This window comes from Bacillus sp. BB081 (genome assembly GCF_008368895.1).
Taxonomy (GTDB): domain Bacteria; phylum Bacillota; class Bacilli; order Bacillales; family Bacillaceae_G; genus Bacillus_A; species Bacillus_A wiedmannii.
Genome location: NZ_QOZX01000018.1, coordinates 56,513 through 83,496 on the forward strand (window position 1 = coordinate 56,513; position 26,984 = coordinate 83,496).

General features: G+C 33.8%; 21 protein-coding genes and 1 pseudogene. 13 read left to right on the forward strand and 9 right to left on the reverse strand.

The window, feature by feature from the left end:
* Positions 1–76: 76 nt before the first annotated feature.
* The 4 genes from lrgA to msrB all read left to right on the forward strand — a co-directional run bounded on the left by lrgA (position 77) and on the right by msrB (position 3,664).
* Positions 77–508, forward strand: coding sequence for an antiholin-like murein hydrolase modulator LrgA (gene lrgA / locus DN394_RS10140; protein WP_098626175.1), 432 nt, complete (start codon positions 77–79; stop codon positions 506–508).
* A gap of 34 nt (positions 509–542) precedes the next feature.
* Positions 543–1,235, forward strand: coding sequence for an antiholin-like protein LrgB (gene lrgB, locus DN394_RS10145; protein WP_000168869.1), 693 nt, complete (start codon positions 543–545; stop codon positions 1,233–1,235).
* Between the two features lie 328 nt (positions 1,236–1,563).
* Complete coding sequence (locus DN394_RS10150) at positions 1,564–2,607, forward strand: AI-2E family transporter (RefSeq protein ID WP_001165999.1); 1,044 nt, start codon at positions 1,564–1,566, stop codon at positions 2,605–2,607.
* A 91-nt stretch (positions 2,608–2,698) separates the two neighbouring features.
* Positions 2,699–3,664 carry a peptide-methionine (R)-S-oxide reductase MsrB gene (gene msrB / locus DN394_RS10155; RefSeq protein WP_149293765.1) on the forward strand — a complete coding sequence of 322 codons (966 nt, stop codon included), beginning with the start codon at positions 2,699–2,701 and terminating at the stop codon, positions 3,662–3,664.
* 25 nt (positions 3,665–3,689) lie between these two features.
* Here msrB and DN394_RS10160 read toward each other — a convergent pair whose 3' ends face one another.
* Positions 3,690–6,809, reverse strand: a complete 3,120-nt coding sequence (locus DN394_RS10160) for an efflux RND transporter permease subunit (protein ID WP_046958601.1) — start codon at positions 6,807–6,809, stop codon at positions 3,690–3,692.
* Positions 6,810–6,961: 152 nt separating this feature from the next.
* On the opposite strand from DN394_RS10160, the gene DN394_RS10165 reads away from it, so the two are divergent.
* Positions 6,962–7,834 carry a TetR/AcrR family transcriptional regulator gene (locus DN394_RS10165; RefSeq protein ID WP_088123823.1) on the forward strand — a complete coding sequence of 291 codons (873 nt, stop codon included), beginning with the start codon at positions 6,962–6,964 and terminating at the stop codon, positions 7,832–7,834.
* 190 nt (positions 7,835–8,024) lie between these two features.
* On the opposite strand, the gene DN394_RS10170 is transcribed toward DN394_RS10165, so the two are convergent.
* The 5 genes from DN394_RS10170 to DN394_RS10190 form a co-directional block, all read right to left on the reverse strand.
* Positions 8,025–9,485, reverse strand: a complete 1,461-nt coding sequence (locus tag DN394_RS10170; RefSeq protein WP_097914816.1) for an ArnT family glycosyltransferase — start codon at positions 9,483–9,485, stop codon at positions 8,025–8,027.
* A 97-nt stretch (positions 9,486–9,582) separates the two neighbouring features.
* Positions 9,583–11,175, reverse strand: a complete 1,593-nt coding sequence (locus DN394_RS10175; protein WP_097914814.1) for an ABC-F family ATP-binding cassette domain-containing protein — start codon at positions 11,173–11,175, stop codon at positions 9,583–9,585.
* 246 nt (positions 11,176–11,421) lie between these two features.
* Complete coding sequence (locus DN394_RS10180; RefSeq protein WP_046958597.1) at positions 11,422–12,243, reverse strand: glycosyltransferase family 2 protein; 822 nt, start codon at positions 12,241–12,243, stop codon at positions 11,422–11,424.
* Between the two features lie 28 nt (positions 12,244–12,271).
* Positions 12,272–13,726 (reverse strand): oligosaccharide flippase family protein, encoded by a 1,455-nt coding sequence (locus DN394_RS10185; protein WP_046958596.1) that lies wholly within the window; start codon positions 13,724–13,726, stop codon positions 12,272–12,274.
* A 432-nt stretch (positions 13,727–14,158) separates the two neighbouring features.
* Positions 14,159–14,671, reverse strand: coding sequence for an acyl-CoA thioesterase (locus DN394_RS10190; RefSeq protein ID WP_000412137.1), 513 nt, complete (start codon positions 14,669–14,671; stop codon positions 14,159–14,161).
* Positions 14,672–14,991: 320 nt separating this feature from the next.
* On the opposite strand from DN394_RS10190, the gene DN394_RS10195 reads away from it, so the two are divergent.
* The gene (locus tag DN394_RS10195; protein ID WP_149293766.1) at positions 14,992–16,305 is read left to right on the forward strand and encodes an ArnT family glycosyltransferase; all 1,314 of its coding nucleotides are present in this window, start codon (positions 14,992–14,994) and stop codon (positions 16,303–16,305) included.
* Positions 16,306–16,398: 93 nt separating this feature from the next.
* Here DN394_RS10195 and DN394_RS29780 read toward each other — a convergent pair whose 3' ends face one another.
* From DN394_RS29780 to DN394_RS10205, 3 genes and pseudogenes are all read right to left on the reverse strand, one after another.
* Positions 16,399–17,100: a methyl-accepting chemotaxis protein gene (locus DN394_RS29780; protein WP_370458310.1), complete on the reverse strand. Its 702-nt coding sequence runs from the start codon at positions 17,098–17,100 to the stop codon at positions 16,399–16,401.
* A 102-nt stretch (positions 17,101–17,202) separates the two neighbouring features.
* A pseudogene (locus DN394_RS29785) lies at positions 17,203–17,697 on the reverse strand (protoglobin family protein); the annotation flags it as partial.
* Positions 17,698–17,821: 124 nt separating this feature from the next.
* Positions 17,822–18,454, reverse strand: a complete 633-nt coding sequence (locus DN394_RS10205) for a trimeric intracellular cation channel family protein (protein ID WP_000924371.1) — start codon at positions 18,452–18,454, stop codon at positions 17,822–17,824.
* A gap of 271 nt (positions 18,455–18,725) precedes the next feature.
* Here DN394_RS10205 and DN394_RS10210 point away from each other — a divergent pair, with 271 nt between their 5' ends.
* The 7 genes from DN394_RS10210 (at position 18,726) to DN394_RS10240 (ending at position 26,936) form a co-directional block, all read left to right on the forward strand.
* Entirely contained in the window at positions 18,726–20,126 is a 1,401-nt protein-coding gene (locus tag DN394_RS10210; RefSeq protein WP_097914810.1) for an O-antigen ligase family protein, read from the forward strand.
* 80 nt (positions 20,127–20,206) lie between these two features.
* The gene (locus DN394_RS10215; RefSeq protein ID WP_098110241.1) at positions 20,207–21,307 is read left to right on the forward strand and encodes a glycosyltransferase family 4 protein; all 1,101 of its coding nucleotides are present in this window, start codon (positions 20,207–20,209) and stop codon (positions 21,305–21,307) included.
* A 15-nt stretch (positions 21,308–21,322) separates the two neighbouring features.
* Entirely contained in the window at positions 21,323–22,063 is a 741-nt protein-coding gene (locus DN394_RS10220) for a WecB/TagA/CpsF family glycosyltransferase (protein ID WP_046955475.1), read from the forward strand.
* Positions 22,064–22,354: 291 nt separating this feature from the next.
* Positions 22,355–23,554: an MFS transporter gene (locus DN394_RS10225; RefSeq protein WP_149293768.1), complete on the forward strand. Its 1,200-nt coding sequence runs from the start codon at positions 22,355–22,357 to the stop codon at positions 23,552–23,554.
* Between the two features lie 269 nt (positions 23,555–23,823).
* Entirely contained in the window at positions 23,824–24,540 is a 717-nt protein-coding gene (locus tag DN394_RS10230) for a LytR/AlgR family response regulator transcription factor (protein WP_149293769.1), read from the forward strand.
* Positions 24,541–24,661: 121 nt separating this feature from the next.
* Positions 24,662–26,740: a carbon starvation protein CstA gene (gene cstA / locus DN394_RS10235; protein ID WP_048542787.1), complete on the forward strand. Its 2,079-nt coding sequence runs from the start codon at positions 24,662–24,664 to the stop codon at positions 26,738–26,740.
* On the forward strand, positions 26,733–26,936 hold the full coding sequence (locus tag DN394_RS10240) for a YbdD/YjiX family protein (RefSeq protein ID WP_000919822.1): 204 nt from the start codon (positions 26,733–26,735) through the stop codon (positions 26,934–26,936). The genes cstA and DN394_RS10240 overlap by 8 nt, the downstream gene beginning before the upstream one ends.
* Positions 26,937–26,984 lie beyond the last annotated feature (48 nt).

Sequence of the window (26,984 nt, forward strand, 5' to 3'; positions counted from 1 at the left end):
GTTCTATTATGTAAACGCTTACAGTTTTGTTTTTATCTTATACAATAAAGGTACCAAATCGAAAGAGGTGGCCAAAATGAGTACGAAAAAAGTATATAGTTTCTTATCACAAGCATTCATATTTTCAGCTATTATGTTAGTTTCTAATATTATTGCAACGCATTTACCAATTCCGATGCCTTCATCGGTGATCGGATTAGTTATTTTATTTAGCCTATTATGTTTAAAAGTTATTAAATTGGAACAAGTTGAATCACTCGGAACGGCTTTAACAGGTATTATCGGATTCCTTTTCGTTCCATCAGGTATTTCGGTTATTAATTCTCTCGGTGTAATGGGACAATATTTTGTACAAATTTTAACTGTAATTGTTGTCGCAACAATTATTTTACTCGCTGTAACAGGATTATTTGCACAATTTATTTTAGGAACAGACGATAAAGAAATAGAAGATACGAAAGAATTGAAAGTAGTAAATAAAGGACGCAAGCACGGAAAAGTTGCGTAACCAATTTAGTGTATATTGTTAGGAGGGAATGAACATGGCAAGCACAATGACTCCATATTTCGGAATCGTCGTTTCATTAATCGCATACGGAATCGGAACATTATTATTTAAGCATTCAAAAGGATTCTTCTTATTTACACCATTATTCGTAGCGATGGTATTAGGGATTGTCTTTCTAAAAGTAGGTAACTTTACTTTTGAAGAATATAATACTGGCGGAAAAATGATTAGCTTCTTCTTAGAACCAGCAACAATCGCGTTTGCAATTCCATTATATAAACAAGTGGATAAGTTGAAAAAATATTGGTGGCAAATTTTATCGGCTATCGTGGTTGGATCTATTTGCTCAGTAATTGTCGTGTTCATTGTTGCAAAAGCAATTGGTCTAGATACAGCAGTAATGAATTCAATGTTACCACAAGCAGCAACAACAGCAATTGCATTACCGATCTCTGAAAGTATTGGTGGTATACCAGCAATTACATCGTTTGCAGTTATTTTTAACGCGGTTATTGTATACGCATTAGGAGCATTATTCTTAAAAACATTTAGAGTAAAACATCCAATTGCAAAAGGTTTAGCACTTGGAACAGCAGGTCACGCATTAGGAGTGGCAGTAGGAATTGAAATGGGTGAAGTAGAGGCAGCTATGGCAAGTATTGCTGTAACAGTAGTAGGGGTTGTAACTGTAGTTGTCATACCGATGTTTATGCCATTCATTGGCTAATAAAACTTACTTAAAAAAATGAGAAAAGCAAGCTATTTGTAGGACAGATTTCTACTGATAGCTTGCTTTTTATGTTACAGTATTGGTAAGACCTATTTTAAAAAAATGTAAGTTTCCTTAAATCTTCATTAATACTGTGTAGAATACGTTTTGAATTAGGTCATTGTATTGTAAAATAAGAAGTAAGCTACTATAGGATCTGCTAAGAGAGATCTATAATAAGTTTATAAAAATCTTTATATGAATAAATAATTAAAGGTAGAGAAGAGAGAAAAAATCTACTTATTAACGTTTTACTTTATAGGACAGGAGAGAGTACTCGTCGATTATGCAAATAAAAAACCTGTTTCAAAGCAAAGGATTTCAGAGGTTTCTCGTATTAGTAATACTTGCTCTCGTGTTATACGGGCTGCAAAGTATGTTGAATTTAATTTTAATTACGTTTATTCTCACGTATTTAATGGATCGATTCCAAAAGTTTATTTCCCGCAAATTAGATCACTTCATGCCCATTAATCGAAAGCTCATTATAGCATTTCTATATGTAATGTTAATAGGTGGAATTGTTATTACATTATTCAAATATTTACCAGTATTAACGATACAAATTTCACAATTGATTTATCAATTTAACGTGTTTTTAAGAAACCCACCAGATAGTGAATTAATTAAGTATGCAGTTAACGCTGTCAATCATATGGAACTTTCGAAATATGTAGGACAAGGCGTTGACATTTTGTATAAATCGATTACGAATGTTGGAAAATTTGGCCTTCAAGTATTACTTTCTTTAATTTTAAGTTTATTTTTCTTATTGGAGAAAGCTCGTATCGTTGCTTTTACTGCAAAATTTAAAGAAAGCCGACTTGCAATTTTCTATACTGAAATTGAGTACTTCGGTAAGAAATTTGCACGTTCATTCGGAAAAGTAATTGAAGCACAATTTTTAATTGCAGTTGTTAACTGTGTTTTATCCGTTATTGCACTATGGATATTAGGATTCCCGCAATTATTAGGTTTAGCGTTAATGATCTTCTTACTTGGTTTAATTCCAGTAGCTGGGGTTATCATTTCGTTATTCCCGCTTTGTATGATTGCTTACAATATTGGCGGTATTATGTACGTTGTTTATATTTTAATTATCGTAACAGTAATTCATGCGCTTGAAAGTTACGTGTTAAATCCGAAGTTCATGTCGCAAAAAACAAACTTACCGATTTTCTATACATTTATGGTATTAATCTTCTCAGAACACTTCTTAGGTGTATGGGGATTAATTATCGGTATTCCAATCTTCATTTTCTTATTAGATGTCTTAGATGTGACAAGTGATGAAATGGAGAATGAAGCCAGAAAAAATAAGGTGAAGTAAAGAAAAAGCATCGATGTTCGATGCTTTTTCTTTTATAACATGATGTTTTTTATGCCATACTGTAAGCAGAAGATAGAATAGGGGTGAAATAATGGCTGTAAATGAAAAGGTAGAGTTAGCTACATTTGCTGGAGGGTGCTTCTGGTGTATGGTTTCGCCATTTGAAGAGATGGAAGAAATTATAAAGGTTGTTTCTGGTTATACAGGTGGTCATAAAGAGAGTCCAACATATAAAGAAGTATGTTCAGAAACGACTGGACATTATGAGGCAGTACAAATTACATTTGATGCAAATAAAATGCCGTATGAGGAGTTATTAAATATATATTGGAGACAAATTGATCCGACTGATATAGGTGGGCAATTTCACGACCGCGGACAGTCTTACGAAACAGTGATTTTTTATCATAATGAAGAACAACATAAAAAAGCAAATGCTTCAAAAGAAGAGCTTGCAAAGAGTGGACGCTTTTCAAAACCAATTGCGACAAAAATATTACCAGCAGCTACGTTTTATCCAGCTGAAGACTATCACCAAGGATATCATAAGAAAAATACATTCCGCTATGAGTTATACCGTAAAGGGTCAGGGCGGGATGCGTTTATTAAACAACATTGGCAAAAAGATAATGCTCATTTAAAAGAAAAACTAAATGAGATGCAATTTTATGTAACACAGGAAAATGGAACTGAGCCACCCTTTCAAAATGAATATTGGAATCATAAAGAAGAAGGACTTTATGTAGATATCGTCTCAGGTGAACCGTTATTTACTTCTTTAGATAAATTTGATAGCGGGTGTGGATGGCCTAGCTTTACGAAGCCAGTTATGTCAGCAAGTGTGAAAGAAAAAATGGATGTCAGTCATAATATGACGCGTACGGAAGTGAGAAGCAAAGAGGGAGATTCACATCTAGGCCATGTATTCCCGGATGGCCCAGGACCAAATGGTCTTCGTTACTGTATTAATTCCGCAGCCCTTCGATTTATCCGAAAAGAGGAATTAGAGAAAGAAGGATATGGTGATTTTCTAGTCGTATTTGGGAATAAAAAATAACCTCGCAATTAGCGAGGTTATTTTTTTATTTTACTTTTTTCTTTTTGAACTTGCTTAATACTTCATAAACGATTGGAACAATAAGAAGTGTTAATAGCGTTGAACTTGTTAATCCACCAATTACTGTTACACCAAGTCCTTTAGAAATTAAGCCGCTACCTTCAAATCCTAATGCAAGCGGGATAAGAGCCCCGATTGTTGCAATTGCAGTCATTAAAATAGGACGAAGGCGTGTTGCACCGGCTTCCAATAAGGCTTCACGTGTTGATAGCCCTTCATTTTCCTTATGAATAACGCGGTCGATAAGTACGATAGCGTTTGTTACAACGATACCGATTAACATAAGTGCACCAATCATCGCAGAGACACTTAACGTTTCACCAGAGATTAATAAGGCAACAAGAGCTCCGATAATTGTGAATGGTAGCGAGAATAAAATTGCGAATGGTGCAAGGGCACCGCCAAATGTAACGACAAGAACGAAGTATACAATGGCAATCGCAGCTAACATCGCTAAGCCAAGTTGCTTGAATGATTCTTCAATATCTTTTGTAACACCGCCCATAGAAACATCTATGCCAGAAGGAAGATCCATTTTATCTACTTCTTTTTGAACAGCGGCAGATGCTTTTGAAACGTCATCAGATGTTAGTTTTGCACTTACTTCCGCATAAACACGGCCATCGCGGTGTTTCACTGTATTCGAAGTTTCCCCTTCTTTTACAGTCATAACATCTTTCACAGCCACTTCAGTACCAAGTGGCGTTGTAATTTTACGATTTGTTAAGTCATCGATTGTTGCATAATTTTGTTTTTCAGCTTCGACATATACGTTGACATCTTTACCGTCTTTTTTAATTGTTGTCAGAACAGGTCGATCATGTTGATTAGAAAGTCCCATTCCGATTTGTGCAGCTGTTAGACCCATTTTACTTAGTTTTTCCTGATCTGCGACTAAAGTGTATTCTGCATACGTTTTTGCAATACTAGAGTCAATATCCTTTAAGTCTTTATTTTTCTTCATGATATTTTGAATATCTTTTACGACAGGTTTAATGTCTTCCGAGCTATCTCCGTAAACGTATAGTTTAATTTCATTACTACCGCCACTCGCTCCGAAGTCTTGGTTTTTCCATTCGCCTTTTCCAGACATCTTCTGTAAATCTTTAACGACTTGCTCTTTTTCTTTTTCGAAGTTTTTCGTGTCGTTATCATATTGCACGAAGAACATTGCTTGATTTGATTGACCAGGACTCATTGGGTTTTCGCCACCTAATGAGAATTGAATTGTTTTGACGTCTTTATTATCTTGGAAGTGCTTCTCAGCTTTCGTTGCAATTTTTTCAACGTCTTCTAACGTTTGACCTGGTTCAGGGTTGTACGTTGTAATGATCATTTTTTCTTCTTCAGATGGTAAGAAACTTACACCGATAATTGGCACAAGTGCAAGACTACCAACTAATAGAAGGACAGCAATGCTTGATGTGATGATTTTATGATTTAAAGCCCATGCAAGTATGCGTTTATACCCGTTTGCTAATTTACTTGGTTTTTCTTCATGATGTACTTCTTTTTCCCTCATGCTCTCTTTTTTAAATAAAGAGTGAGCTAACATCGGCACGATTGTAACTGCTACTATTAACGATGCTAATAAAGCGAAGACGATAGTTAAGGCAAACGGTAAGAACATTTCACCAATCATACCTTTTACTAGTCCAAGCGGTAAAAATACAGCAATTGTTACAATGGTAGAAGACATAATCGGGATAAACATTTCTTTCGTAGCTTCACGAATTAAATCTTTTCCGCGCAGTTTCTCTTCCGATAATGACATACGTCGGTAAATATTTTCAATAACAACAATTGAATCATCGACGACGCGCCCGATAGCGACTGTCATTGCTCCGAGTGTCATAATGTTAAGCGTAATATCCATTTGTTTTATGACTAATACAGCAATTAATAAAGAAAGTGGTATGGAAACGACAGAGATTAATGTTGTTCGGATATTGCGTAGGAACAGCATAATAATAACAATCGCAAAGATAGCACCAAAAATGGCTTTGCTCAGCATTGTTTCTACTGATTTCTCAATAGGTGCACCTTGGTCGAATGTTGAAATAATCTCTAAGTCTTTATATTTTTTCTCAAGTTCTTTTACTTTATCTTTCACTGCATTTACAACATCAACTGTATTCGCGTCAGCAGCTTTTACAATTTGAATTCCAATTGCTTCTTTTCCATTTGTTCGAGAAATAGACTCTGCTTTTCCGACTTCTTTAATGTCAGCAATTTCGTCTAATGTAACTGTCGGAATCCCGTTCATAGCAGCTGGATTCATTTGCGGCATTTGTTGTGTACCAGCTCCAGCATTTTGACTACCTTGACCGCTCGGTGATGAAGGTATAGCCGGGATTTTTAATTCTTTTAATGCTTTCATTGTTGTAATATTTCCATCTACAACAACTGATTTTTCCGTGTCTTTAAATGTATATAAGCCAAGTGGTAAAGATACGTCCGATCCTTTAATTACATTTTTTACAGTATCTTCACTTAAACTTAATTCTTTCATCTTATCTTTCTTGAAGACAAGTTGTACTTCATCTACTTGTTGGCCTGAAATTTGAACAGATGCGACCCCATCAAGTCCTTTTAATCCGGGAACAACATTTTTTTCTACATTTTCAGTTAAGGTAGCTAAAGATTCATTTTTACTTGCTACGCTTAACGAAATAACTGGAAAGGCATTGAAGTTTACACGTGAAACTTTCGGGTCTTTTACACCTTCTGGGAGTTTCACATTTGTGAGAGCTTCTTTAATTTCTGTTTCAGCCTTTTCCATATTTTTATCAAAATCATATTCTACCTGAATAGAAGATGCGTTTTGAAAAGATGATGAACTAACAACGTTTACACCGCTTAAATTTTGCAATTGCTCTTCCATCGGTTTTGAAACTTTGTCAGCTACTTCTTCTGGTGTAGCACCAGGATAAACCGTAGTTACCGTTACAACAGGTGTTGTAATATCAGGAATTGTTTCCAGTTTCATGTTAAGCCCAGAATATATCCCTGCAATGGTAACAATAATGGTTAGTAGCCAAACTGCGAACTTATTTTTTAATGAGAAATTGATGATTTTGTTCATGTTTGCGCTCCTTTTATATCGTATTGACCAACTGGTCAGTCTAACACATAATATAACTGACTGATTGGTCAGTAGTCAATGAAAAGAGATGGTATAATAAAATCAAATTCAAGTTTATAATATGATGCGAGATTAAACGTAGGAGAGAAGACATGAAAGAAAAAGAGCGCTTAATTATAGAGATGGCTATGAAGTTATTTGCGACTAAGGGTGTAAATGCGACATCAGTGCAGGAAATTGTGACAGCTTGTGGTATATCTAAGGGAGCTTTTTATTTATATTTTAAATCGAAAGATGAGCTTTTATTAGCAACACTTCGATATTATTATGACAAGATTCAAAATAAAATGATGGATATTGAAAAAGAATCACTATTACCGCGTGAAAAATTTGAAAAACAATTGCACTGTCAGTTTAATGATATACAGAAACATAAGGAATTTATTATTATGCATGCAAGGGAAAATGCGATTCCTTTTAATAAAGAAGTGGAAGAATTTATGATGCGGATGAAATTAGAGTCCCATGCATTTTATCGAAATAGCTTATTGTCTATTTATGGTGAAAAGGTCATTCCATATTTATTGGATTTAGTAATTATGGTGGAAGGGATATGCCGTGGATATTTAGAATTAATTATTTTACAAGCACCAGAAATTGATTTGTCTTATGTATCAACTTTTATTTTAAAAAGGGTAGATCATTTAGTAGATGGGCTCATAGAATCTTTGGAAGAACCTGTTTTACATGAAGAAAGGCTTGGAGAGTTTCTTTGTAAATCAGAACTTATTAAGGAACAGGTTAAGGAACATTTTTTAAAAGAAATCATTGTGTTTAAGCGTACATTAGCTGATCAATTAGAAGGTGATGAATTACTTGTTACGCTAGATGTTTTAGAGGCAGAAATGAGGTTACCAAACCCAAGGATTCCAGTCATTCAAGGGATGTTATCTAATTTAGAGGAACATCCAAATTTAAAAGAATTTCGCTTACGACTTATGGGGTATTACAATATAAAAAGGTAACAATGATAGTTTTCATTGTTACCTTTTTTATTAATGAACGAATACTGCTTCCTTATATTGTTGTAAATCATGTAAGGGTGTTATTACGTGAATATTTCAAAGGGCTGATATGGCATTGTGCATGTTTGGTGTACTTTTATATTATTCGATAAGATAATCTGTATTGTGTATATAAAGTTCAATAATCTTTTTATTTTAAACCTTGTATTGAGTTTCTTTTTGTTATTAGGATATGACATATATACAATCCATAGCTTTGAATAATCGTAAAGCTAGGAACGATGAAATAACGATATCTTGTTTGATATTCGATTAAGAAATGAATAGCTACATAACCAATTATTAGTAGTAAAAATAATGTATAAGGAGTTTCATTTTGTTTAGTTATTATAAGATAAAGAAGTGACAATATACCAAATAGCAAGGTGGTAACATAAATATATCTTTCGTATTTTATAAGGTTGTCTTTTAATGTGATTATATCATTGTCTTTATTTTCTAATCCAAATAAACTCCACATCGGAGCTGAATCGTAATCGGCCCACATAAGTATGAACTTGTCTTTAAATAAAAATAAAACTTTTTTCGGATCAGCTATGCGTTCTTGAATAAGTTTTTTTTCAGCGACTGTCCGTTCCTCACCAATTTCAATGGATGTAATATATTCTGCATCTTCCTCAGAATAACCGCCTTTTGTGTCATGATTAAACCCTACTGTGAATTTCCAGAGCGGATCACGATTAGAGAGCGGATATTGTGTAACACCGGTGGATATAAGTATGTAGCTAATAATATAATGTACAAGGTAAAAAATGATGAAAATACCAACAAGTTTTTTTATAGAATGGAAAACACTCTGTTTTGATTTTCCTAATATTCCTTGTAAAAAGGTATAAATAGTTACGGCAATCAAAATTAAGGCACCGAGTGGACGGATGATATCTCCTAGAGATAGGAAGATTCCTATAAAAATCCACATATATTTATGGCTTAATCCCTTTGTAATTAATATATAAAAACCAAGGTAAAAGAAGAAGGTAGCAAGGTGTTGATTTGTTAATACAGAGCTCATTATAATGCTTGGGATATATAGCGAGTATATTACACCTGCAATACGTCCAGACCATTCATTAAATACCTTTGAAGTAATCATGTAAACCAGTAATGTTGTTCCTGTACAATATGCAACATTTAGAATCTTCAGCAGTGTAGGGGATTCTCCGAATAATTTTATAATAAAAGCTTGATACATTGTAAAACCAAGTTGATACACCCATGAAGTATAGTATGTATTTTGAGCAAAACTAAAGTCGCCTTTAGCGGCTTGGACTGCGCTATAGTACATCATTGCAAAGTCAGATTCGATAGGGGTTGGAATATTGAGAATCCAGATCAATCGAATCGAAAAAGCTAAAGTAATAAGTGAAATAGTAAATACTATTTTTGACATATATTTATTCGCAATGTAACCAATAAGTAAAAGGAGTAAACCTATAATAAGGGGCGGGACTATAGCAAGGAAACGAGAACCGGAAGTACTTCCGATTATGGATATGGAATACCATGTTATGGCTGCATAAATAAATAGGCATAGTAGTAATAAACACTTTACAAAAAATGCATTGGCTTTTAGAGAAAATGTATTTTGCATTATATGTTTAAACTCCTTAATGAATTTTATAAGTTATTTCAATGAAAATGGCCCTATGCAAACTTAACTTGGTCTGCATAGGGCTTGTTTTAAGAAATTAAGAGTTTTGTTGAGACCATTCTTCTACGTCCCAAACTTTTGTTATCCAATCTTCATAAAAGTCTGGTTCGTGACATACAAGTAGAATCGTTCCTTTATATGCTTTCATAGCTTTCTTAAGCTCTTCTTTTGCTGTAACATCAAGGTGGTTTGTTGGCTCATCAAATAGTAGCCAGTTACTTTCTTCTCCCATTAGTTTACATAAACGAACCTTTGCCTGTTCACCACCACTTAATTGATTTAGAGGGCGAGAGATATGTTCATTTTTCAAACCACATTTTGCTAACATTGCACGGATTTGATGTTGGTCCATGCTAGGAAATGTATTCCACACGTCATCAATCGGTGTTATATTATCAGCTTTTACTTCTTGTTCGAAGTATGATGGCGTTAGGAAATCACCAAGGCTTGTTTTACCACTTAATGGTTTAATCTTGCCTAAAATTGTTTTTAGTAATGTTGATTTACCAACACCATTACATCCAACAATTGCAATTTTTTCACCGCGTTCAATTGTCATCGTTAATTTTGGTAATAATGGATGTGTATATCCGATTTCTACATCTTCACCTTCAAAGACGAAACGACTACTTGCGCGACACTCTTTGAAAGAGAATTCAGGCTTAATTGCTGTTTCAGGACGATCAATACGCTCCATGCGATCAAGTTGTTTTTGACGACTCTTTGCACGACCCGTCGTTGAATAACGAGCTTTGTTCTTCGCAATAAAGTCTTCTTGCTTTTTAATAAATTCGCGTTGTTTTTCATAAGCGTTTATATGCTGATTTTTATTGATTTCCGCTAGCTCTAGGAATTTTTCATATGTCGCTGTATAACGCGTCATTTTTGTGAATTCTAGATGGAAAATAACATCAACACATTTATTCATAAATTCCGTATCATGGGAAATTAATAGGAAGGCATGTGGATATTCTTTTAAATAACTTGTTAACCAATGAATATGTTCAACGTCTAGATAGTTGGTAGGTTCGTCTAATAGTAATACTTCTGGTTGTTCAAGTAGTAACTTTGCAAGTAATACTTTTGTACGTTGTCCACCACTTAATGCAGCAACATCACGATCTAAACCGATTGCATCAATTCCAAGACCACGAGCTGCTTCCTCAATTTTCATATCTAATAAATAGAAACCACCTGCTTCAAGAGCATCTTGTATTTCTGCCATTTGCTCAAGAAGTTCCTCTAATTCTTCTGGTGTAGCAGTGCCCATTTTTTCTGTAACTTCATTTAAAGCTTTTTCTTTTTGAAATAGAGGTAGAAATGCATCGGCTAATACATCACGAATTGTGCGACCGGGTGTTAAAATTGTATGTTGATCTAAGTAACCGTAATTTGTACCAGGTGTCCATTCTACACGGCCCTCATCATGGATAAGTTGACCAGTAATAATATTCATAAATGTTGATTTACCAACACCATTTGCACCAACTAATCCAACGTGCTCACCCGCTAGTAATCGCATAGATACATCTTTAAATAATGTACGATCGCCAAATGTATGTCCTAGTTTTTCGACTGTTAATAAGCTCATAATATCCTCCGTCCAACTTGAAATAGTATCTTGAATCATGATACTAAATTCTTTCGTATAATGCTATCATTTCAAAATGTATATTTTTTCAAAAATTATGTTTCATTATTTTGAAAAAAATATATATGATGGTGATAAGTATGAGAGATTTATTGGAGAAGTACCAAAAACGTCGTAGCGTGAAGGGTTAGAAAAGACTATTTTGTCTATAATAGAAAGATAGATAAATAGAAGGTACAATCAGTTTATTAAAAATGATTGCACCTTTTTTAGGGGAAATAAAAATTATTTAAAGTATCCACGGATAATGCCTCTTACCCGATTTGCATGGAATTTACGTTTATTGTTAAATATATTTTGCATCATGCGGAATGTAGCGGCAACGACTGCACGTACAAGGTAAGGAAATCCATAATGTAAACGAATAACTTTACCAAAACCACCAGCGTAAGAAATAGCTCTGTTTAATGATTGTTCATCTATAGTATCCTCTTTTACAGGATGGTACACGAAAAGATTTTTTCTAAATAAACCTATATAATTTTTTTTCATACCTCGTAGTACGAAATCAGTCTCTTCACCGGCGCCATAAATTGTTCCAGATCCAACACCTAAATCTTCATTAAATGTGCCAACGTCTTGTACAAATTGTTTTGTAAAAAACAGAGCGAAAGAGGGGCCCATGAATCCATACTTATTATTTAGAATGATATCTTTATCAGGCGCATGTATTAAAGATCCTGTTTTTTCAACGTTTGTAGTGTTTGTCGATATAAATTGAATATGTGCATTTGAGTTAAACGTTGCTACTATGCTCTCTAAGACATTCGTTTCGTAAATACAATCATCATCTGGAAAAGCAATAACATCGCCATCAGCTACTTGTAAGCCGATATTTCTTGCGCGAGATAGGCCTTTAATAGGTGTATAAATATAGTTAATAGAAAAATTATTGGTATATTCCTCAAAGAGCTCAGAGATTGGAATGTCATTTTGATCTACTACAATAAGTTCGAAGTTTTTATAAGTTTGTTGTTTAAGTGACTTTAGTAGATCTAGAATATCATCACGTCTACCACAAGTGGCCATAATCAAAGAAAATTTCAATTTTAACAGCTCCTTTAAGAGGTTGCATTTACTCCTTTTTGAATCGCGCCTGTAGCTTTCCTTGTAGAGCTAATAGAATCTCATCTTTTGTTACAAATAAGATAAGAATGTATGTTAATCCGCATATTAATATTACTAAGGTGAATTGTATGATTTGTCCGGATACTAACTTGTTTATAATAAACGCTATTGGTAAAAATGTTAGAGAATAAAATAGGTATTTAAGTTTTTGAATATCAAACAATGTATAATTCACTTTTAATTTCTTTTTTATATACATATATTCGAGAGTAATTAACCCCATGTTTGCAATAGTCGTTGTGAAAATTGCTGTTGTTGGAGTGAGTATATCGAAAAATATTAATGCGATATTGGACGCTAAGTTGATGAATCCACAAATAAATAAAAAGCGCACCAAAATATTTTCTTTCTTTTTCACATAAATAATTTGATTCGATAAAATAGACTCAATACCTACTGTGATCATATAAAAAGCAAAAATAATTAAGGTGTTACCAGCAGGAGCGAATTCCTTTCCACCATAAATAATGACGGCCTTATGGGCAATGAGCATTAGACCGATTGCCGCAGGAAATAAGGTAATGAAATATACCTTTGAAATTTTATTTAATAGAGATTCATATTCATTTTCAGCTGCGTTTCCAGATAAATACGAAAGCCTTGGAATCGTGACTTGTACAACACTTAACATAAGGGTATTGATGATAGTCATAATTTGGAAAGCCATAACATAGAAAGCGACTTCAATTTTTCCTGCGTATGCACCTAAGACAAGTCGATCTAATTGTGTATATAAAATATTGGCATTTGAAAAAATAACGACTAATACTAAAGGTTTTAAATGCGGGATAATCGTTAAGTTAGAAAAATCAAATTTAACTTGGCGTTTCACATATATAAAACTAATAAAATGATTTAAGAATGTTGATAGTACTAATAAGCAGGCAAATGTTTTATAATCATTCACTCCATGAACTAGAGAGAAAAGAAGTACAACATAGATAAGTCGAACAACAACTGTTTTTTTTGTAATGAAGTCATAATTTTCATGAGCTTCATTGAACCACTCCACATAAAATATATTTGAAATGAAATTGAAGCCGAAAATTAGAAGGACAGGAAATAAGTTTTCGTTACCGTATCCAATGTAACTAAAGAGTAAAAAGGATAGTAAGGCCAAAATACTAGTCGTAAAGTTAATTACATAAAGACTTGTAAATAACTTAGAAACTTTACTTTTATCATTTTTTATTAAACTCATTTCACGTAGTCCGTATTGATATACACCAAATACTGCGAATATGAAAAAATAATTAAAAATAGTTTCAGCATAGTTAACAGTTCCTATTGAATTGGCTCCTAGCATTCGATACGCGTAAGGACCAACTAAGATTGGGAGTATAATATTAAATGTATTGAGCAGTATTTTATAAAAGATATTAGATACAATTGATTTTTGCATGATTTCACCTTTTCATTAAAGTAATACGATTTAATCAAAATATCATTTATATCGTATTAAGAACCCTTATTAGAGATAATTATTTGGCTCCATATAAAATACATTTGAAGTGTGAATAATTTTAGTATAATGAAATACATTTTATATACAGTTTTGAAGGTATAGTTTTTTATATGAGCAATAAATCATCACCTTCATTTGTTAATTACGAGTATAAGTGTACCTTACATAAACTTTGTAAATCAACTATTGCTTGTATAGAAATAAATATAAAATAAATTGTATAAAAAAGAAAATAAGAATGGATATGCGTAGTTAAGATAGATATATATATTAAGGGGTGACTATAAAAATCGTAGTGGATGTTTGAATTGTTTACAAAGCAATGAGCGAATATATATACTACATATTCGCTCAGAAGGAAATTGTTTTTTATACGCTCCAAGGTTTATTTAAAGTTAGTACTTCAGCCATTTCTTTACTTTTTAGACGTCCTTTTTTTCGGTCTTCTGCACGTTCTAGACCAGTTTTGTGCAACCAATGTTCTTCTTCAGTTTCTGGCAGTACTTGCGGAACCGAAGAAGGTTTCCCATCTTTTAGAGCTACGAATGTAATAAAGCAAGTAGCAGCGATGCGACGTTCTCCTAATAATAAGCTTTCTGCGATAACCTTCACAAATACTTCCATAGATGATTTACCAGTATAACAAACAAACGCTTCGTAACAAACAGAATCAGCTTGTTGAATTGGTGTTAAAAAATTAACAGAATCAATAGATGCTGTAACGCAATGCTTTCTGCTATGTCTGGCAGCTGCAATAGAAGCAATACTATCAATTTCCGCTAATAATTTTCCACCGAATAAAGTTTGATGATTGTTCAAATCGTTTGGGAAAACACGTGTTGTTTTAATTGCTTTTGATTCTCTCATAAATTTCTTTTCCATATAATCAGCCCCTAGGTTACGTTTTCAATCAGAGTGACATGTTCTTTATGACATAAAAGGAGTATTAGTTCCTATTGGATTTTACCAGATATTCAAATGAGTAAAAGGTATGGATAGAGGGGGAGGAATACTTCTGCAAGTATATTCATGCAACTGAAAGAAAATTTATTTTGTCTAAAATGTAGTGTAAAAGAGGATTCGCTTACATTGCAAGTGAAAAGTGAAGAATACATATTTGTTATATAAATTCCCTATCAGCTGTGTGCCCATTCATGATAGAATCGTTGTGTTATGAATGGAAATAGAGGTGCAATGGACATATGAATCATATACAAACAAATTTTTCATCTTTCTTCAGTAAAATAATGGTTGGTACGATGCTCGCATTTTTTATTTATAGTTGCTGGTCAGCATTTGAAACGAGTAAGCAATTTTTTGAAGGAAGTACAATGAGTTTAACAATTATATTAGTAATTTTTATTATCCTTATTTTGTTAGTAACATCGATTTTACAATATCGTTTTACAGATAAACAATTTCTTATTTTTCTTATAGGCACATCTATAGTTGTGAGACTTAGTATGGTTATATTTATAGATGTTCCAATGATTGGTGATATGAAAGCAATGTATGAATCTGCAAAGCAGGTTGCAATTGGTAATAACATAGGGAATGTAGCTCAGTTACCTTTTATCATTTATGAATCGATTATTATTCGTATATTTGGTGATACGGTATTTGCTTTACAGCTATTTAATGTTTTATTTTGTACAGGGACCGCATTCTTCATTTATCGCATTACGTCAATGATTTTTGGGGAAGAGTGTGGTCGTATTGCATCTGTATTTTATGCTTTATATATCCCAAATATATTTATGAGTTCCTTATTAACACAAGAATCGCTCGCAATATTTCTATTTTATTTTGCTTGTTACATACTTTTATATAAAGGATTAGATCATCCTTATATGTGGGTGTTTTCAGCAATCTTCTTTGCATTTAGCAATATGATTTTCCCAATGGGATTATTTCTTCCTATTTTTATCACTGTATATGTGTTGTTAATTGAATTTTTTCAATCAGCAACGAAACAAAAAGTGCTATTAAAGATGATAGGCATACTAATTCTATTTTATAGTGCTCATTTTTGTGTGAATTACGGAATTAAGGCAATGGGAATGTCCCAATACACGATTTCGAATGAGATGTATGTTCAATCTGTTTTAATTGGGAAAAATCAAAGTGAGGAAAAAATAACGAAAAATCAAAGTGTATCAGAGCACATTAATCAAAAGTTAAAAGAGATTGAAGATGAGAGATTTAATCTTTTAAAACCAGTGATTAATCAGTTTTCAGATGAGGGAGTAAATTCTATTCTATTTAAATGTGAAAAACTTATATATATAACGGTAACATTATTTATGGCTATAGCATTATTACATTTCCTTATTAAGACAAGACAAAATGAAGGATATATGTTGTTCTTATTGTTAATTAGTGGATATGTGTTGTTAAGACTTTTCCAAGTACATATGGCATATTACAATATGATTGTGCCAGCCTTGTTTATTTTACAAAGCTTTGGTGTTTATATGAGTTATGTTTACTGTCAAAAAATATTTTTCAGAAAATAAAAAGAATCCATTTTGGATTCTTTTTTTGTAGATGGATGATTAGAGTTCATGCAAAGGAGAGATGAAGAATCTCCACCCTTATATTTGTTTGCTTTATCGGTTTAGTTCTAGCTGCAAACTATCCGCTGTTAAGGCCATTTTTGAGGAGTCGTCTTGAATACTCTTCATTACCTGTGAAATAACTTCTAATTCATTTTCAATTTTTTTATTCTGGTCTTTAGAGTTAGACATATCTTTTACGATTTCTTGGAAATATTGATCTGTCGCATGCATACTATCTGTCCCTTCAGATACGAGAGAGCTAATTTGTTCTACGGAGGAAGAGACGTGGATAATTTGTTTATTAGTTTTTTCAACGAGCTTTGTAACGTTGTAGATAGATTCTTTCGTTTGCTCTGATAACTTTCGAATTTCTCCCGCTACGACTGAAAAACCTTTACCGAATTCACCAGCACGTGCAGATTCAATAGCAGCATTTAATGCTAGTAAATTTGTTTGCTCAGCGATTGATTTTACGATATCAATGATTTCGTTAATTTTATTAGAAGTATCGAGAAGTTCACGAGTATCAGTAATGATAGTTTCCATATTTGTTTGAATGCTTTCCATACGTTTGTTTTGCAGATTTAATTGTTCTTTTCCTTTATTAGCCTTTTCTTCTGATGTTGTGGCTAATGATGTACCTGTTTTTGCAATTCCTACAATATTTTCTGATTTAGATGTTAACTGTTGAATAGAAGAACTTGTTTTTTCAGATACTGCTGCTAGTTCTGTTGCAATATGTGTAATCGTCATAGCTGTCAGTTCTTTTTCTTTTTCATGTTCTTTTTGAATTCTTTCATATTCGGATTCATAAGCCGCAATAACAAGTTCTTGTTCTAATGTAAATAATTTGTTTATTACATTTATAGAATAAGAAAAATCCTCTATTGTTGAAATTTTAGTTTGCAAAATCTTCATGACGGAACGGAATAATTCTTGATAGGCTGCAGTATACCATTTTCTATGTAAACCAATTTGTACATGTCTTCTTGCAATTTTAGCACGTTGTTCAATAAAATCTTCATACATATTACCGCTAAACAATTCTTTAATATGTGTCTTTAACGTTTGTTTTAATTTGGGAATAGAGCTGTAGCGTTCAATAACGGCAATTAAATTAGGTTGTTTTGTGATGTTGGTGTAGAATTTTTCAGTGATCCAATCTATTTCCTCATAAATAAACGGCTGTAATACTTTTACAATTTGTAAATCTTCCTTCGAAATATGTAGCATATCCATTTGAGTTTTTAGTTCAGAATTAGCAGGCACATTAAATATTATTTGTTGGCCTTTACTTAACTCAATTATACTGGTGTTTGTTTTATTTTTTTTAAAAACCCCAAGCATCATTCTTCCCCCTGTTTGTAAAGCGTTTTCAATTTTGTATTCTAATGTAATTATATATTGTTATATAAAATTACTCTACAGTATATGGAATTGTATATAAATTAAGAGAATTCTATGTAGAATCCTCTTAATGGCCTTTATTAATCTTAGCGTGTGTTTTAAAGAAAACTGGGAAATGTACATTATATATTACAGTCACGACACGAATAACGAATGTTACTAATAAACAAACATAGAAGGCTAATACGTGCGCGCCCATTGCATGTGTGATTAGGAAGCTAATTGCTCCTAAGATAGAAGCGATTGCGTAAATTTCTTTTCGGAATACGTAAGGGATATCTTGAGCGCAAATGTCACGCAAAATACCGCCTCCAATACCTGTAATGACGCCCATTGAAACTACTAAAAACGAGGCGTCAACGTGATGTGACATTGCTGCATTTGCACCAATAGCTGTAAATACACCTAAACCAACAGCATCAGAAAGCATAATAACGACTTGAAGTTTATTGATGCGCTCAAAAAACATACAAGTAAATAATGCTGATAATACGCTTACGAAAAAGTAAATAGGTTTTACAAATGCGACAGGAGGCAGGTTACCAATCATAATATCACGAATAATACCGCCGCCGAGCGCAGTAGCTACAGCTAAACAAAGGACACCGAATAAATCTAAATCTTTTTTCAAACCAACTAATGTACCAGAAATGGCAGCGGCGATAATGCCAAGAAACGTAAATATATCGATTAATAACATGGCTCTAATTCCTTCCTTATAAAGATGTTCCAGAGAAAAAATATACACTAAAGTTTTGGAAATAACAATGTATTTTCTTTACGTGTAAAAAAAAAGAATAAATTAGGAAAGAAAGCGTTTGAAAATACAAATTTATTACCTTTTCTATTATAAAAATTGGTATATAAATCGGATAGTTTAACAATAAGGTTATGTTATAATAAACATTTGAGATGAATAAAAAATGTTTATTTTATAGGTTGAAATTATGTAATAGTTATGGAGGCTTTAAATGTTAAAGGAAAACAGTATAAGTAGTAAATTTGAAAATTTCTTACTGATTTTTATAATGTTACAGCCAATTCTAGATTTACTCACGGCATTTTGTATAATGGTTTTAAAAATTGATACAACCATTGGAGTTCTTGCGCGTCTATTTGTCATGGGCCTAGGAGGAATATACATTGTATTCCAAGCTAGGAAAAGAGGGAATCTTAAGTACTTGCTGTATATAATTGGAATGGGTGCTTTTTTCACTATAGGACTAATTAATAATAAATTGGTTAAGGATCCTATCGTATTAGGGGAAGAGATTAAGTTTATAGCGAAATCTTTATATCCGTTTATCATGTTTACTTGCTATATTTTGGTCTTTAAATCACTTAAAGAAAATAGGCATTTTAAAATGCGAAACAATATTGCCTATGCAGCATTAATTATAAATATAGTAATGGTAGTTTCGGTTGTAACAGGAACAGATTATAACAGTTATGGTTGGTTAAAGGTTGGTTCACGTGGATGGTTTTATGCAGGGAATGAATTAGGTTCAATTCTGGCGATTATTTGTCCAATAGTTGTTTTATATTCTATTGAAAAAACAACTAGTATGTCTAAAATATATTGCTGGATTCCTTCTATTTTGATTATTTTTTCATTGTTTGCCGTTGGTACAAAGGTTGGATTTGGAGCGATTTTTGCTACAATGATTATTGCGTTCATCATGTGTTTTATTCAGGCATTTATGCAACGTAAAGATGCAAAGAAAAATGCATATGTATTAAATGGTATGATTGCAATGACTGTTTTTCTAGGGATAATGGCATACACTCCTTTCTCACCATTTATGAAAAATATGGGGCTACATTTTCAAGTAATTGAGAAGCTGCAAAATGAGAAGAAGGAAGAAAATGCGAAACAAGTAGAAGAATTGAAAGAACATAAACCTCACGTTATTGAGACGGAAAAAGAGAAAGAAATTGAAAAAGAAAAAGAACAGAAAGAGGAAACACAGGCTATTATTTTTAGTGGCAGGGAATTATTTGAACAGCAGTATAAAGAGTACTATGAAAAAGCTCCTCTTTCTCAAAAAGTATTAGGTATGGGTTATTCAGGTAATTATAAAGGTGAGCCGAAATTAATTGAACGAGATTTCCATGATTGGTTCTATTCATTTGGAATTGGTGGACTTGTGTTACTTTTACTACCTTTTGTATACTTTGGATTTAAAATTATTAGACTTGCATTGACTAAATTTAAACAATTATTCACTGTGAAATATGTATTAGTAATGACCGGAATAGGTTTAGCCTTAGGTATTTCATTTATAGCTGGTCATGTTTTAATGGCACCGGGTGTAAGTTTTTATTTAGCCCTTATTAGCGCATACCTACTTGTTGATTTGGAAATTGAATGATTAAAAAATAAAAGCTAGCGCATGTTAGCTTTTATTTTTGTTATAGTAAGTAAAAATAAAAAGTGTGGAGGAAATAGGAAATGAAAGTGTTACATATAAATGCTGGTGCAGAAGAGGGCGGAGGAAAAACACATATTATTTCACTTTTATCTCAGTTTCCACAGAAAGAAGTGGAATTAATGGTATTTGAAGAAGGGGCGATTGCTAGAGAAGCGAGGAACCTTGGTATTCAAGTACATGTTTTTACTCAGTCATCTCGGTACGACCTATCAATTCTTTCAAAAATAAAATCATTTATTAATGAAAATCAATTTGACATTGTGCATACACATGGCGCACGAGCGAATTTCTACCTCTCCCTCTTGAAAAAAGGCATAAAAGCGAAATGGATAATGACCGTTCATAGTGATCCAACCTTAGATTTTATGAAGGGGGGATTAAAAGGATGGGTATTTACGAAATTAAATTTACGTTCTTTCAGGAAGGTAGATTTGTTTTTTGCAATTACGGAAAACTTTAAGAGAAATATAATAAAACTAGGTGTACCAGAAGAGAAGATTTGTACGGTTTATAATGGAATCGAGTATGATAATACTCCAGCAAAACCTTATGATAAAAGTGAATTTGGCATTGATGAAGGAGTATTTACAGCTGTTCAAGTAGCGCGTCTTCATCCTGTTAAAGGTCATGATATTTTATTTGAAGCGTTACAAAAAATTAAAATTCCAAATATAAAGGTGCTCTTGCTTGGTGATGGACCTATAGAAGCAGAATTAAAAGAGATGGTGAAACAAAAGGGCTTAGAGGATAAGGTGATTTTTCTAGGTTTTCGTACAGATTCAAAAGAATTATATGCATCTGCACACATTAATTTGTTAACCTCTTATAGCGAAAGCTTCCCTCTTGTTTTATTAGAAGCGGCTAATCAACGCTTAACATCTATTGCAACAAATGTAGGTGATATGAAGAAGTTAATAGTTGATGATACGTATGGATGGATTGTACCGATTGGTGATGCGGATTCGTTAGCAAACGCGTTAGAAAATGCTTATGAAAAATGGTTGAATGGTGAATTAGAAGCGATGGGAAATCGTTTATATACTCATGCATCTACTCATTTCTCGCTAAAGAATTTGTATGAAGATACTTATAATGCATATAAAAAACTTTTACTGAAATAGAGAGGATAGTTAATCATGGAAGTAAAAACGGTTGATATTCTAGGTGTTCCTTTTTCTACAATGACAATGGATGAAACGATCCAATATTTGAAGGGACAACTAGAATTGGAGCGAACTCATACTTTTCAGGTAGTAACAGCAAATCCTGAAATTGTTATGTGTGCAAAAAAGGATGAAACATTCCATAAAACATTATTAAATACAGATTTAATTACACCTGACGGTATTGGAGTTGTAAAAGCAAGTGGTATGTTAGGTACACCTGTAAAGGAACGTGTAGCAGGTTTTGATTTAATGTGTAATCTATTTGCAAAGTTATCAGAGGAGAATAAACCGGTATCTGTTTTCTTACTTGGTGCAAAACCGCATGTTGTACAAGCTGCAGCAGATCATTTAACGAAGACATATTCAGCAGTATCTATTGTGGGTACACAAGATGGGTACTTTAAACAAGAAGAAGAAGAGAGTATCGTTTCTCGTATTCAAGAAGCAAAACCAGATTTATTACTTGTCGCGCTTGGTTTCCCAAGACAAGAGAACTTTATCCAAACTAATAAGCATCGTTTAGAAACGAAGATGGCTGTTGGAGTGGGCGGAAGTTTAGATGTATGGGCTGGAGAGGTAAAACGTGCACCAAAATGGATTCAAGCAATTAACTTAGAGTGGTTTTATAGATTGTGTAGTAATCCAACGCGCTGGCGTCGTCAGTTAGTATTAGCGGAATTTTTAAAAGAAGTCATGCGTTCGAAAAAGTAGCGGAATATCGCTACTTTTTTATTTGGTCATTTTTAATAAAGTGAGGTTTTGCTCATCCATCACTGATGGTTAACCCTCACCAATTGGACGTTTAATGGCAGTTGGTCTTCAATTTAACCTTTTTGTTTCAGCTGAATTTTGAGGTGGGAGTCTTACTGCCCTCAAATAGTGTGATAAGTATTTTATTTTTGGGGAATGATGAAGGAGAATTTTTTGAACGAAAGTATTTTACTTATACAATTCACACATGTAAAATGATGTGTAAAGACAGCTGTGTAAGGAGGACTTCTTGTGGGCAGGGTTAAAGAAATTTCGAAGCGAAAGCTACTTGGTATAGCAGGGCTTGGATGGTTATTTGATGCAATGGATGTTGGAATGCTTTCATTTGTAATGGTAGCACTGCAAAAAGATTGGGGATTAAGTACGCAAGAAATGGGCTGGATAGGCAGCATTAATTCGATTGGTATGGCAGTCGGAGCACTCGTTTTTGGAATACTATCAGATAAAATAGGGCGGAAATCAGTCTTTATTATTACATTATTACTATTTTCTATCGGTAGTGGTTTAACTGCTTTAACGACGACACTTGCGATGTTCCTTGTTTTACGATTTTTAATTGGTATGGGGCTTGGCGGAGAGCTTCCAGTTGCGTCTACATTAGTATCAGAGAGCGTTGAAGCGCATGAACGTGGCAAAATAGTTGTGCTATTAGAAAGCTTTTGGGCAGGTGGATGGCTAATTGCAGCCCTTATCTCGTATTTTGTTATTCCGAAATATGGTTGGGAAGTTGCAATGGTATTGAGCGCGGTTCCGGCATTATATGCTTTATATTTAAGATGGAATTTACCGGATTCTCCGAGATTTCAAAAGGCTGAAAAAAGACCATCTGTTATCGAAAATGTAAAGTCAGTTTGGTCTGGGGAATATCGTAAGGCAACAATTATGTTATGGATTCTATGGTTTTCTGTTGTCTTTTCGTACTATGGGATGTTCCTTTGGTTACCTAGTGTGATGGTATTAAAAGGATTTAGTTTAATAAAAAGTTTCCAGTACGTACTTATTATGACGTTAGCTCAATTGCCAGGATATTTCACGGCTGCTTGGTTTATTGAACGACTTGGTCGTAAGTTCGTTTTAGTTACGTATTTAATCGGTACAGCATGTAGTGCTTATTTGTTTGGAGTGGCGGAGTCATTAACGGTATTAATCGTAGCAGGCATGTTACTATCCTTCTTTAATTTAGGTGCTTGGGGTGCATTATACGCTTATACACCGGAACAGTATCCAACGGTTATTCGTGGTACAGGTGCAGGGATGGCAGCAGCATTCGGTCGTATTGGTGGTATTCTTGGGCCGCTATTAGTAGGATATTTAGTTGCTTCACAGGCTTCACTATCACTAATATTTACGATTTTCTGTGGATCAATTTTAATTGGCGTAGTTGCTGTAATTGTACTTGGGCAAGAAACGAAGCAACGAGAATTAGTATAAGGTGAAAGTTTAATCGGTGAGGGATTTATCCCTCGCTGATTATTAGCCAGCACCAATTGTGTTTTTGGGGAAGTAACACTCATTTCTTCGCATTCAGTGCGTGTTACTTCATACAAATAATGGAATAAAAGGGCAGGGGGAACCGTCGTGGTTTCCTTTTTTCTGTTTTTTTAGATAAATAATGGTATAGTAAGAAAAAGGGAATGTTTCTTATAAAAGCGAATGTATACAACAAGACATATGGACAAAAGAATTAGGTGGTTGAAGAAATGAAAATTTTACTGATCATGGAAGAAGCAGAAGAGCGAAGAAGTTTAGCTGAAAAATTTACTGAAAATATAAGGAATATAGAATGTTTTGAAGCGAATACGGGAACAGAATCATTATTTATCATGAAAAAGCATACACCAGATTTTGTTTTCTTGAATTCAAAATTACTAGATGGAACTGGTTTTGAATATGCGAGTTTATTACGGGAAGTAAATTGTTATACGAAATTGATTTTTATGGGTGAAGATATAGAAGAGTCGATTACGGCATTTCGTTTTCAAGCATTTTATTATTTACTACGCCCATTTCGTGAGGAAGATTTGCAATTCCTTTTATATAGAATGTGTAAAGAGCAAAGCGAGAAAGCAAAGAGTTATTTGCGAAAACTACCGATAGAAGGTCAAGAGGGAATTCGGTATATTTTCCCTGAAGATATTGTATATGTAAGCAAAAATAAGGAAAACAAAACGGTTTCAATTTATACAACAAATAATCAATATATTTCAACATATACACTTCAGGAGCTGGAAAATAAGCTAAATGTATATGATTTTTTACGTGTGCATAAAAGTTATTTAATTAATATGTCATATGTACAAGAACTAAAACCTTATTATAATGGCACATATAATCTGTATTTAGATAAATATGATGAGCAACCGATTCCAGTTAGTCGTAATTATGTGAAACGACTTCGAAATAAGATTGAATTATAGTAGGTAATGCGAATTTTTTAACATGATAAACTAAAAATCCTTCATGATAAGGAGGATTCAAATTAAATATTCAGAAAATTTAGTACAATCCCACTAAGCGATAGTATTGGGGGGATTGTATGTGAAAACATTGAAGTCGATTTTACTATGGGGAGTTATTGCAGCAGTAGGCGCAGGTGCTTTTGGTGTAATAGCTTTATCACAAGGTGAAACTATTAATGCCGTGTGGCTCTTAGTAGCTGCGGTATGTGTGTATGCAGTTGCTTACCGCTTTTATAGTAGATTTATAGCGAGAAAGGTATTTGGTTTAGATAATAATAGGCAAACGCCAGCCCATACATTAAACGATGGAAAAGATTATGTTCCGACAAATAAGTGGGTATTATTTGGGCACCATTTTGCAGCAATTGCTGGGGCAGGCCCTTTAGTAGGACCGATTTTGGCAGCGCAAATGGGATATTTACCAGGGACAATATGGATTATTGTTGGGGTAGTTGTCGCTGGAGCTGTACAAGATTTTGTAATTTTATTTGCTTCGATGAGACGGAATGGTAAATCTTTAGGAGAAATGATTAAAGATGAGATCGGTCCTGTTACAGGGCTTATTGCAATGATAGGCATTTTAGGCATTATGATTATTTTATTAGCGGTATTAGCATTAGTGGTAGTAAAGGCGCTTGTCGGAAGTCCTTGGGGAATGTTTACAATAGCAGCAACGATTCCTATTGCTATTTTAATGGGAGTGTACATGCGCTACATTAGGCCTGGCCGGGTTGGAGAAGGGTCAGTAATCGGAATTATTCTACTTATACTGTCTCTTATTGGAGGACAGTATGTAGCAGAGCATCCAACGCTTGCAAGCATGTTCACGTTTAGCGGTGAAACGATTGCTATTATGCTTATTGTATATGGATTTATCGCATCGGCCTTACCAGTTTGGATGCTTTTAGCACCACGTGATTATTTAAGCACATTTTTAAAAGTCGGAACAATTGTTGGATTAGCAATTGGTATTTTAATTGTAGCACCAGATTTACAAATGCCAGCAGTTTCGAAATTTATCGATGGAACAGGTCCTGTTTTCTCTGGAAACTTATTCCCGTTCTTATTTATTACAATTGCATGTGGTGCGGTGTCTGGATTCCATGCTCTCGTTTCATCAGGTACGACACCAAAGATGATTGAACAAGAGGGACACGCACAGCCAATTGGTTATGGGGCAATGTTAATGGAATCATTTGTAGCCGCGATGGCGATGATTGCAGCTTGTGTATTAACACCAGGAACTTATTTTGCGATTAATAGTCCCGCAGCACTTATCGGTACGGATGTCTCGCAGGCAGCTCAAGTTATTTCCTCATGGGGATTTGCTATTACACCAAATGAACTAAAAGATCTCGCTGTAAACGTTGGAGAGCAAACGATTTTATCACGCACAGGTGGTGCACCAACGTTAGCGATAGGTATGGCGTATATTTTCTCACAAGTAATAGGTGGAACAGCCATGATGGCCTTTTGGTATCATTTTGCAATCCTCTTTGAAGCTCTATTCATTTTAACGACAATTGATGCTGGAACGCGTGTAGGCCGATTTATGATTCAAGATATTTTAGGACATGTATATAAGCCATTTGGGAAAACGGATTCTACATTAGCGAATGTGATAGCTACAACGTTATGTGTATTAGGATGGGGTTATTTCTTATACCAAGGGGTAGTTGATCCGCTTGGTGGAATTAATACATTATGGCCACTTTTCGGTATTGCAAATCAAATGTTAGCAGGTATTGCATTATTACTTGGAACGACAATTTTGTTCAAAATGGGGAAAAAGGCATATGTTTGGGTGACACTTATTCCAACTGTCGGATTGCTTATTGTAACGATGACGGCGGGTTATCAAAAGCTATTTCATGAAAACCCTAAAATAGGATTTCTATCTCATGCAAAGGTGTTTCAGGGAGCATTAGATGAGGGAAAAGTGTTAGCACCAGCTAAAAATGTCGCTCAAATGAAACAAATTATTTTCAATGATTATATTGATGCAGCGCTTTGTGGGATTTTTATGATAGTTGTAATCGCTGTATTAATTTCTGCAATTCGAATTTGGATTCAAGTATTAAGAAATAGGCCGATGCCGTTAAAAGAGGCGCCATATATTTCTAGAGATGAAAGTGAGTCGAGGAACTATTATGCTTAAAAGACTGCGGCAAGTATGGGGAAAAAGGAAGCACTTTATTAGTTTGCTTGTTGGTGTACCAAGCTATGAAACATATGTAGAGCATATGAAAAAGCATCATCCAGAAGAAGAGGTTGTATGTCAAAAACAATTTTTTGCTGAGGCGCAAGAAGCTAGGTTTAATGCAAAAGGCGGAAAGATATCACGTTGCTGTTAACAAAAAGGACGAATTTTCGTCCTTTTTTATTTTTTGCTGTTTCACGTG

What these genes read in the sequence shown, in the direction of transcription:
- DN394_RS10175 (WP_097914814.1), bottom strand. Translation starts at nt 11,175, where the DNA reads ATGATTCAAGATACTATTTCAAGTTGGACGGAGGATATTATGAGCTTA.
- DN394_RS10230 (WP_149293769.1), top strand. Translation starts at nt 23,824, where the DNA reads ATGAAAATTTTACTGATCATGGAAGAAGCAGAAGAGCGAAGAAGTTTA.
- lrgB (WP_000168869.1), top strand. Translation starts at nt 543, where the DNA reads ATGGCAAGCACAATGACTCCATATTTCGGAATCGTCGTTTCATTAATC.
- DN394_RS10185 (WP_046958596.1), bottom strand. Translation starts at nt 13,726, where the DNA reads ATGCAAAAATCAATTGTATCTAATATCTTTTATAAAATACTGCTCAAT.
- DN394_RS10150 (WP_001165999.1), top strand. Translation starts at nt 1,564, where the DNA reads ATGCAAATAAAAAACCTGTTTCAAAGCAAAGGATTTCAGAGGTTTCTC.
- DN394_RS10165 (WP_088123823.1), top strand. Translation starts at nt 6,962, where the DNA reads ATGAAAGAAAAAGAGCGCTTAATTATAGAGATGGCTATGAAGTTATTT.
- DN394_RS10215 (WP_098110241.1), top strand. Translation starts at nt 20,207, where the DNA reads ATGAAAGTGTTACATATAAATGCTGGTGCAGAAGAGGGCGGAGGAAAA.
- DN394_RS10190 (WP_000412137.1), bottom strand. Translation starts at nt 14,671, where the DNA reads ATGGAAAAGAAATTTATGAGAGAATCAAAAGCAATTAAAACAACACGT.
- DN394_RS10210 (WP_097914810.1), top strand. Translation starts at nt 18,726, where the DNA reads ATGTTAAAGGAAAACAGTATAAGTAGTAAATTTGAAAATTTCTTACTG.
- DN394_RS10220 (WP_046955475.1), top strand. Translation starts at nt 21,323, where the DNA reads ATGGAAGTAAAAACGGTTGATATTCTAGGTGTTCCTTTTTCTACAATG.
- DN394_RS10160 (WP_046958601.1), bottom strand. Translation starts at nt 6,809, where the DNA reads ATGAACAAAATCATCAATTTCTCATTAAAAAATAAGTTCGCAGTTTGG.
- DN394_RS10240 (WP_000919822.1), top strand. Translation starts at nt 26,733, where the DNA reads ATGCTTAAAAGACTGCGGCAAGTATGGGGAAAAAGGAAGCACTTTATT.
- DN394_RS29780 (WP_370458310.1), bottom strand. Translation starts at nt 17,100, where the DNA reads ATGACGATTACACATATTGCAACAGAACTAGCAGCAGTATCTGAAAAA.
- DN394_RS10195 (WP_149293766.1), top strand. Translation starts at nt 14,992, where the DNA reads ATGAATCATATACAAACAAATTTTTCATCTTTCTTCAGTAAAATAATG.
- msrB (WP_149293765.1), top strand. Translation starts at nt 2,699, where the DNA reads ATGGCTGTAAATGAAAAGGTAGAGTTAGCTACATTTGCTGGAGGGTGC.
- DN394_RS10170 (WP_097914816.1), bottom strand. Translation starts at nt 9,485, where the DNA reads ATGCAAAATACATTTTCTCTAAAAGCCAATGCATTTTTTGTAAAGTGT.
- DN394_RS10205 (WP_000924371.1), bottom strand. Translation starts at nt 18,454, where the DNA reads ATGTTATTAATCGATATATTTACGTTTCTTGGCATTATCGCCGCTGCC.
- lrgA (WP_098626175.1), top strand. Translation starts at nt 77, where the DNA reads ATGAGTACGAAAAAAGTATATAGTTTCTTATCACAAGCATTCATATTT.